General features: G+C 70.5%; 8 protein-coding genes and 1 pseudogene. 6 read left to right on the top strand and 3 right to left on the bottom strand.

What is annotated here, in order from left to right; all coding sequences use genetic code 11:
• Positions 1-1,283 (bottom strand): glutamine synthetase family protein (locus POF73_RS45315; RefSeq protein WP_272125388.1); only part of this gene is annotated, 1,283 nt, incomplete at its 3' end.
• 320 nt (positions 1,284-1,603) lie between these two features.
• Here POF73_RS45315 and POF73_RS45320 point away from each other — a divergent pair.
• Positions 1,604-2,839, top strand: coding sequence for a globin domain-containing protein (locus POF73_RS45320; RefSeq protein WP_272125389.1), 1,236 nt, complete (start codon positions 1,604-1,606; stop codon positions 2,837-2,839).
• Positions 2,840-2,852: 13 nt separating this feature from the next.
• Here the strand turns inward: POF73_RS45320 and POF73_RS45325 are convergent, their stop codons facing one another.
• On the bottom strand, positions 2,853-3,287 hold the full coding sequence (locus tag POF73_RS45325; RefSeq protein ID WP_272125390.1) for an Rrf2 family transcriptional regulator: 435 nt from the start codon (positions 3,285-3,287) through the stop codon (positions 2,853-2,855).
• A 121-nt stretch (positions 3,288-3,408) separates the two neighbouring features.
• Here POF73_RS45325 and POF73_RS45330 point away from each other — a divergent pair, with 121 nt between their 5' ends.
• From POF73_RS45330 to POF73_RS45340, 3 genes are all read left to right on the top strand, one after another.
• The gene (locus POF73_RS45330) at positions 3,409-4,077 is read left to right on the top strand and encodes a DUF3105 domain-containing protein (protein ID WP_272125391.1); all 669 of its coding nucleotides are present in this window, start codon (positions 3,409-3,411) and stop codon (positions 4,075-4,077) included.
• The gene (locus POF73_RS45335) at positions 4,074-4,697 is read left to right on the top strand and encodes a DUF305 domain-containing protein (protein WP_272125392.1); all 624 of its coding nucleotides are present in this window, start codon (positions 4,074-4,076) and stop codon (positions 4,695-4,697) included. The genes POF73_RS45330 and POF73_RS45335 overlap by 4 nt, the downstream gene beginning before the upstream one ends.
• A 149-nt stretch (positions 4,698-4,846) precedes the next feature.
• Positions 4,847-6,790 carry a S53 family peptidase gene (locus POF73_RS45340; RefSeq protein ID WP_272125393.1) on the top strand — a complete coding sequence of 648 codons (1,944 nt, stop codon included), beginning with the start codon at positions 4,847-4,849 and terminating at the stop codon, positions 6,788-6,790.
• Positions 6,791-6,843: 53 nt separating this feature from the next.
• On the opposite strand, the gene POF73_RS45345 is transcribed toward POF73_RS45340, so the two are convergent.
• The gene (locus POF73_RS45345) at positions 6,844-7,818 is read right to left on the bottom strand and encodes an oxidoreductase (protein ID WP_272125394.1); all 975 of its coding nucleotides are present in this window, start codon (positions 7,816-7,818) and stop codon (positions 6,844-6,846) included.
• Positions 7,819-7,872: 54 nt separating this feature from the next.
• Here POF73_RS45345 and POF73_RS45350 point away from each other — a divergent pair, with 54 nt between their 5' ends.
• Both POF73_RS45350 and POF73_RS45355 read left to right on the top strand, forming a co-directional pair.
• Positions 7,873-8,283, top strand: a complete 411-nt coding sequence (locus tag POF73_RS45350; RefSeq protein ID WP_272125395.1) for a MerR family transcriptional regulator — start codon at positions 7,873-7,875, stop codon at positions 8,281-8,283.
• A gap of 105 nt (positions 8,284-8,388) precedes the next feature.
• Positions 8,389-8,615: pseudogene (locus tag POF73_RS45355) on the top strand (zinc-binding dehydrogenase); the annotation flags it as partial.

Raw genomic sequence — 8,615 nt, forward strand, 5'->3', positions numbered from 1 at the left:
CGCAGGAAGAAGTCGAAGACATGCTCACCGAGCGTCTCGGCGACAAGATCGCTGCGCTCCATCAGCGTCAGCGCCTCGCCCAGGTTCTGCGGCAACGGCTCGATGCCCATCGCGCGGCGCTCGGCGTCGGAGAGGGCCCAGACGTCGTCCTCGGCGCCGGGCGGCAGCTCGTAGCCCTCCTCGATGCCCTTGAGGCCGGCGGCCAGCAGCAGCGCGTACGCCAGGTACGGGTTCGCTCCGGAGTCCAGTGACCGGACCTCGACCCGCGCCGAGCCCGTCTTGCCGGGCTTGTACATCGGGACGCGGACCAGGGCGGAGCGGTTGTTGTGGCCCCAGCAGATGTAGGACGGGGCCTCGCCGCCGGCGCCGGCGGTGCGCTCGGAACCGCCCCAGATGCGCTTGTAGGAGTTCACCCACTGGTTGGTGACGGCCGAGATCTCCGCCGCGTGCTTCAGCAGGCCGGCGATGAAGGAGCGGCCGACCTTGGAGAGCTGGTACTCGGAGCCGGACTCGTAGAACGCGTTCCGGTCGCCCTCGAAGAGGGACAGGTGCGTGTGCATGCCCGAGCCGGGGTGCTCGGAGAACGGCTTCGGCATGAAGGTCGCCTGCACCCCCTGCTCCAGCGCCACCTGCTTCATGACCAGGCGGAACGTCATGACGTTGTCCGCCGTGGACAGCGCGTCGGCGTAGCGCAGGTCGATCTCCTGCTGGCCGGGGGCGCCCTCGTGGTGGGAGAACTCGACCGAGATGCCCATCGACTCCAGCATGGTGATCGCCTGGCGGCGGAAGTCCATGCCGATGTTCTGCGGGGTGTGGTCGAAGTAGCCGGAGTTGTCGGCGGGGGTCGGCACCGAGCCGTCGACCGGCTTGTCCTTCAGCAGGAAGAACTCGATCTCGGGGTGGGTGTAGAAGGTGAAGCCGAGGTCGGAGGCGCGGGCCAGGGCGCGCTTCAGCACATACCTCGGGTCCGCGAAGGACGGTGAGCCGTCCGGCATGAGGATGTCGCAGAACATCCGGGCCGTGCCGGGGGCCTCGGCGCGCCAGGGCAGGATCTGGAAGGTCGACGGGTCCGGCTTGGCGATCATGTCGGACTCGTATACACGGGCGAAGCCCTCGATCGCCGAGCCGTCGAAGCCGATGCCCTCGTCGAAGGCCTGCTCCAGCTCGGCAGGGGCCACGGCCACGGACTTGAGGAAGCCCAGAACGTCCGTGAACCACAGCCGTACGAACCGGATGTCGCGCTCCTCCAAGGTCCGGAGCACGAACTCCTGCTGCTTGTCCATCTTCCGCTTCCCCATCCTTGCTGGTCAGGCCGCCTGTCTCCGAGTACCGCGGGAGGCGGTCGGGCACCTGAGCATCACACCACAACACCGTTTCAGGCGCGTTGCGCACCTTGATCGCCGAAGCGACCCCGGGCGGAACTCCCGGCCTACGGCCGGTGTCCCTGAGCGGTGCCGGTGTACTGCTCTAACGCCCATCTTGCCTGCTCGCACCGACATCCGTAATGCCCGGCCCCTCAGGACCCACCCCGCTTTAATTTGCATCTTGGATGCAAGTTTTAATGATGGCACCGGATCGGCCCGATCGAGCCTGAGGAGACCCGATGCTGTCCGAGCAGTCCACCGCCACCGTGCGTGCCACCCTTCCCGTCGTCGGCGGGGCCATCGGTGAGATCACCGAGCGCTTCTACGCCGGGATGTTCGCCGCCCGCCCCGAGCTGCTGCGCGACCTGTTCAACCGCGGCAACCAGGCGGCCGGCACCCAGCGGCAGGCGCTGGCGGGGTCGATCGCCGCGTTCGCGACGTACCTCGTCGACCGCCCCGACGAGCGGCCGGACGCGATGCTGGCCCGTATCGCCCACAAGCACGCCTCCCTGGGCGTCACGGCGGAGCAGTACGCGCTCGTCCACGAGCACCTCTTCGCCGCCATCGCCGAGGTGATCGGCGAGGCCGTCACACCCGAGGTCGCGGCCGCCTGGGACGAGGTGTACTGGCTGATGGCGAACGCCCTGATCGCGATCGAGAGGCGGCTGTACGACGAGCACGGCGGGGCCGGATTCCGGGAGTGGGAGGTCGTCGAGCGCGTCGCGGAGACCGCCGACGTGGCCACCTTCCGGCTGCGCCCGGCCGACGGTCGCCCGGCGCCGGACTTCCGGGCCGGACAGTACGTGTCCGTGCAGGTCGAGCTGGCCGACGGGGCCCGGCAGATCCGCCAGTACAGCCTCTCCGCCGCGCCCGGATCACCGATACGCCAGTTCAGCGTGAAGCGTGTGCACGACGGCGCCTCACCCGACGGCGAGGTCTCCAACCACCTCCACGCGCGCGTGCACGTCGGCGACCGGCTGCACCTGTCGGCACCGTACGGCGATCTCGTGCTCGGGGAGACCGGGACCGGGGCCGGGTTCGAGACCGACGCGCCGCTGCTGCTCGCCTCGGCCGGCATCGGTGTGACCCCGATGGTCGCCATGCTCGGTCAGCTCGCGGACGCCGGGCACCAGGGCCCGGTGCTCGTCGTGCACGGCGACGGCTCCCCCGCCGAGCACGCCCTGCGCGCCGACCACGAGGGGTACGCCGGGAAGCTGCCGGGGGCGTCGGTCCACTTCTGGTACGAGCGGCACACCGGCCGCGCAGCCGAGGCCCCCGCCTTCGACACCACCCACCGCACCGGCCTGGTCGACCTCACCGACATCGCCGTACCGAAGGGCACGCGCGCGTACCTGTGCGGGCCGCTGCCGTTCATGCGGGCGGTGCGGGCGCAGCTGATCGGGAAGGGGGTGGCGCCGGCCGACATCCACTACGAGGTGTTCGGGCCGGACCTCTGGCTGGCCCAGGAGGGCTGAGGCCGGGCGCGCCTCAGGGTGCGCGGCCGATCTGGAGCAGCAGCGGGCCGGTGGGGTCGGCGGTCACATCGGCCACCGTCAGCGGGTCCAGCGAGGCGAAGAAGGCCTCCTGGGCCCGCCGCAGCGCACCGCGCAGCCGGCACCCGGAGTGGAGCGGGCAGGGGTTGTCGCCCTCGCACTCGACGACGTCGCCGTCTCCCTCGAAGGCGCGCACGATCGCGCCGACCGACGCGGTACGGCCCTTGCCGCTGAGCGAGAGCCCGCCGCCGCGCCCCCGACGTGCGTCGACCAGGCCCATGTGCTGGAGCTCGGCGACGACCTTGGCGGCGTGTGTGTACGGCACCTCCATGTCCGCGGCGACCTCGCGGGTCGTCGGCGTGGCGTCCCCCAGCACGGCGAGCCGCATGAGGAGGCGCAGTGCCAGGTCGGTCGAGCGCAACAGCCGCATACCCCGCAGCGTAGATAATGCGCATTCGCGGTTCAAAATATCGGCCGCTCTACTGGAGGTCACACCTCCCCCATTACGATCAGCGGACCCGACCGTCCCACCCCCCAGAAGGGCACATCCCATGGGCTCCGCCAAGAACAAGGGCAGCGCGGCGCGCAAAGCGCGAATAGAGGAGATGCGGCGTGCCGAGCAGGCCCGTGAGCGCCGCAGCCGGATCCTCACCATCGCGGCCAGCGTGGTGGTCGTCGCCGGTCTGGTCGTCGGCGGTGTGGTGCTCGTCCGGTCGCAGTCCGACAAGAGTGACAAGGCGAAGGCCGACAGCGACAAGACCACCGGGAAGTTCGTCACCGGCAAGGACGGCGTGCAGACCTGGAAGGGGACGCTGGCCCGCACGCACGTCGAGACGAGCGTGAAGTACCTGATGGAACCCCCGGTCGGCGGCAACCACAACCGGGCCTGGATGAACTGCAACGGCGACGTCTACACCAAGGAGCTCGCAGGCGAGAACGCCGTGCACTCGCTGGAGCACGGCGCGGTGTGGGTGACGTACACCAGCAAGGCCTCCAAGGCCGACGTCGCGGCGCTGGCGGAGAAGGTCAAGAAGACGCCGTACACGCTGATGAGCCCGGACGAGAAGCAGAAGGCGCCGATCATGCTCAGCGCGTGGGGGCACCAGCGCACGGTGACGAGCGCGAGCGACCCGAACGTCGGCAAGTTCTTCGAGACGTACGTCCAGGGCAAGCAGACCCCTGAGCCGGGCGCGGCGTGCACGGGTGGTCTGTCGGAGTGAGGCAGCACATCGGCTGGATTGCCGGGACCGCGGCGGCCGTGCTGGTCGCGGCCGGCGCGATCACCTACTCGGTCGCCGAGGACGGGGGCGGTGCGCAGACGCCGGCCGCCGACTCCGCGGACGCCGGGTTCGCGCGGGACATGGCGGTGCACCACCAGCAGGCCGTGGAGATGTCGTACATCGTGCGCGACCGCACCAAGGACGAGGAGGTGCGGCGGCTGGCGTACGACATCGCCCAGACGCAGGCCAACCAGCGCGGCATGCTGTTGGGCTGGCTGGATCTGTGGGAGCTGCCGAAGGTGTCCGCGGACGCGCCGATGACCTGGATGGGCATGGGTGACATGGCCTCCGGCGAGGACGGCGCGCTGATGCCGGGCATGGCGACCAACGCGGAGATGAAGAAGCTCGGGACCCTCAACGGCAGGCAGGCGGAAGTCTTTTACCTCCAGTTGATGACGGCCCATCACAAGGGCGGCATCCACATGGCCGAGGGCTGTGTCGACAAGTGCTCGGTCGGCGTGGAGAAGAGGCTCGCGCAGGGCATGGTCGAGGGGCAGCAGTCGGAGATCGACCTGATGAAGGACATGCTGGCGGAGCGGGGCGCGAAGCCGCGGCCATGAGAGTCCGTGACGGGCTCTGACAAATGGCCTTGTCATTAGGTTAATTGGGAGCTTCTTGGCCCTCGCATTCCCCTGACATGAACGGTTCATCGCGAGAGTGACGACAGTCGAGTGATCCACTCGCGACGAAAAACCGCACAGGGGGTTTCATGAGATCCAAACGCGCCACCCCGCGTGCCGGACTGAGCCTGGCAGCGACACTGCCCCTGCTCGCCGGCGCGCTGGCGCTCGGCATACCCGCCGCGCACGCCTCGGACCACCAGGACCGGGACTCGCTCGCCGGCACCAAGCCCACTTGGGCCACGACCAAGGCGGACAAGGGCGCGGCATCGGACAACGGCCAGGTGAACGCGCGGGTCTACCTCGCGGGCCGGGACGCGGCCGGCCTCGCCGCGTACGCGAAGGCCGTGTCCGACCCGAGCTCGGCGTCGCACGGCAAGTACCTGACCGCGCGGCAGGCACAGTCCCGCTTCGGTGCCACGAAGGCCCAAGTGGCCGCTGTCAAGAGCTGGTTGAAGTCCGCCGGCATGAAGGTCACGGGTGTCACGCAGCACTACGTCGCGGTCAGCGGTGACGTGGCCGCCGCGGAGAAGGCGTTCGGCACCCAGCTGCACAACTACACCAAGGGCGGCCGCACCTACCGCGCACCCGCGACGACCGCGTCGGTGCCGGACGAGCTCAAGGGTGCCGTCCTGACCGTCACCGGCCTGGACAACGCGCCGCACCGGGCGAGCCACAAGGACCAGCTCCCGCCGCCGGAGACGGTGTTCCGCAATGCCGGGCCGTTCTCGACGTACCACGGCTCCAACGTGGCGAGCACGCTGCCGGACGCGTACGGCACGAAGATCCCGTACGCCGTCAAGGGCTACACCGGCAAGCAGCTGCGCGCCGCGTACGGCGCCGGCAAGCGCACCGGCAAGGGGGTGCGCATCGCCATCACCGACGCGTACGCCTCCCCGACCATCGCCTTCGACGCGGCCACCTACGCGAAGAAGAACGGCGACGCGGCCTGGACCACGGGCCAGCTGCGCCAGGTGCTGCCCGGGAAGTACACGAAGACCAAGGAGTGCGGGGCGGCCGGCTGGTACGGCGAGGAGACCCTCGACGTCGAGGCCGTGCACGCGGTCGCGCCCGCCGCGCAGGTGACGTACGTGGGCGCCGCCTCCTGCTTCGACGACGACCTGCTCGACTCGCTCAGCAAGGTCGTCGACAACCACCTGGCCGACATCGTCTCCAACTCCTGGGGCGACATCGAGGCCAACCAGACGCCGGACCTCGCGGCCGCCTACGACCAGGTCTTCCAGTTCGGCGCGGTCGAGGGCATCGGCTTCTACTTCTCCTCCGGCGACAACGGCGACGAGGTCGCCAACACCGGTACCAAGCAGGTCGACACCCCGGCCAACTCGGCGTGGGTGACGGCGGTCGGCGGCACCTCGCTGGCGGTCGGCAAGGGCGACTCGTACCTGTGGGAGACCGGCTGGGGCACGCAGAAGGCGGTGCTGGCGGCCGACGGCAAGAGCTGGACCGACTTCCCCGGCGCGTTCACCTCGGGCGCGGGCGGCGGCACCAGCAAGACGGTCGCCGCGCCGTACTACCAGAAGGGCGTCGTGCCGGACGCGCTGGCCAAGGCCAACGGTGCCGACGGCAACCGCGTCGTCCCGGACATCGCGGCGATCGCCGACCCGAACACCGGGTTCCTGGTGGGGCAGACGCAGACCCTGCCGGACGGGAAGACGCAGGCGTACGACGAGTACCGCATCGGCGGCACCTCGCTGGCCGCGCCGGTGATCGCGGCCGTCCAGGCGCTGGCGCAGGAGGCGAGCGGCGGCAAGGCGATCGGTTTCGCCAACCCGTCGATCTACGCGCGGTACGGCTCGAAGGCCTACCACGACGTGACGGACAACCCGACGGGCGCCGGGCTCGCGGTCGCACGCGTCGACTTCGTCAACGGCTACGACAAGACGGGCGGCCTGACCACGTCCGCACGGACGTTGGGCAAGGACAGCTCCCTGCAGGCCGTGAAGGGCTACGACGACGTGACGGGCGTGGGCACGCCCGCGAACGGCTACGTGGAGTCGTACCGCCGCCACTGACCGACGGCGGGTAGGCGGGTGAGGGGGTGGCACCGCGCCACCCCCTCACTTTTTCACCGGGTGACCGGGGTGGCGGCGGTCGCCGCGGCGGACAGTTCCCACAGCCGTGCGGCGGCGTCGGGGTCGATGGCGTACGCGCGGACTCCGCCGTCGTCCATGGGCTCGTCGGGAGCGGAGACGCGCGCGACGTCGCAGTCCTCCAGGTAGAGCCCGCCGCGTCCGTCGAGAAGCGGGGACGTGGCCGCCCAGAGGCCGGTGGCTGCGCCCTGGGAGGGGGTCTTGAAGCCCGCGCCGATCACGGTGCCGTGCTCGTCCACCCAGCCGCGTTCGATCTGCTCCCGGAGCGTCATCTCCCGCTGCAGACCCGTGATGATCTTGCCCGGGTGGAGCGCGAACGACCGGACGCCGTCGTCGTGCCCGAGGGTGTCGAGGTGTACGGCGAACAGGGCGTTGGCCGTCTTGGACTGGCCGTAGGCAAGCCACTTGTCGTAGCCGGTGCGGAAATGCGGGTCGTGCCATCGGATGCCGGTCAGGGTGTGTCCGGCGGAGCTGTTGACGATCACGCGTGCTCCGTCGGCGGCGGCCAGGAGCGGGTGGAGCTCGCAGGCGAGCGTGAAGTGTCCGAGGTGGTTGGCGGTGAACTGGCCTTCCCAGCCGGGTCCGACGCGTCGTTCGGGGGTGGCCATGACGCCGGCCACGGCCATGAGGAGGTCGAGCCGGTCGACGGAGTCGGCGATGTGCGCGGCGGCCGAGCGCACGCTGTCGAGGTCGGTCAGGTCCATGGGGACGACGTCGCAGCCACTCGACTCCGCCTCCGCGAGGGCGGCGCGGGCGGCCCCGGGCCGGCGTGCCGGAACGATGACCCGGGCCCCGGCGGCCGCCAGACTCCGGGTGGTCTCCAGTCCGAGCCCGGAGTAGCCGCCGGTCACTACGGCGGTCGCGCCGGAGAGGTCGAGGCCCGCCATGACGTCCTCGGCGGTGCTGGTGGCGGAGAAGGGCGAGCCGAGCGGGCGCTGTTCGGTGGTCATGGCGACGACGCTAGGATCTGGAGTGAGGTCTAGATCAAGTCCTAGGCTGGCCGCATGACAACTGCCGGATCACTGGGCATCGGCGAGGTGGCCGAGCGGACCGGGCTCAGCGTGCACGCCCTGCGCTTCTACGAGCGCGAGGGTCTGCTGGTCGGGCCGGTCCGGCGCACCTCGGGCGGGCGTCGGCGGTACACCACGGTCGACGTCGACTGGCTGCTGATCTGCGTCAGGCTGCGCGAGTCCGGTATGCCCCTCGCCGACCTGAAGCGGTTCGCCGAGTTGGTACGGCAAGGTCCGGGCAACGAGGCCGAACGTCTCCGCCTCCTCGACGCCCATCAGCAGCGCGTCGAGGCACAGATCCAGGCGCTGCAGGAGTGCCGTTCCATCATCGCCTGGAAGGCCGGCGTCTACGCCGAGCACCTCGCCCGCGGCGAGGCCGACGGGCTCTGGGACCCGACGGTCTGACGGGACGTCGAGAACACCGCACGCCCAGGACCTGCCCGGGCGATCATGAGCAGCGCGGCGGTCCACGATGGCTGCTGCCGCCGGTCGTGACCCAAGGGGGAAGACATGTCTGTTCGCGCTCTCGTCGTCGATCCGTCCGCATCCGCCGCCGTCCGCCTCGCCGAGGTGCCGGATCCCGTGCCCGGGCCGGGCCAGGTCCTGGTGGACGTCTCCCACGCCTCGTTGAACCACGGCGACCTCAACGACGCCCGCTCCGGGCGGGTCCCGGTGGGTGCTAGTTCCGACTGCTACGACGAGGGGGGGGGGGGGGGGGGGGGGGGGGGCGCGGGCGC

It is taken from the genome of Streptomyces sp. HD, assembly GCF_028369295.1.
Lineage (GTDB): Bacteria > Actinomycetota > Actinomycetes > Streptomycetales > Streptomycetaceae > Streptomyces.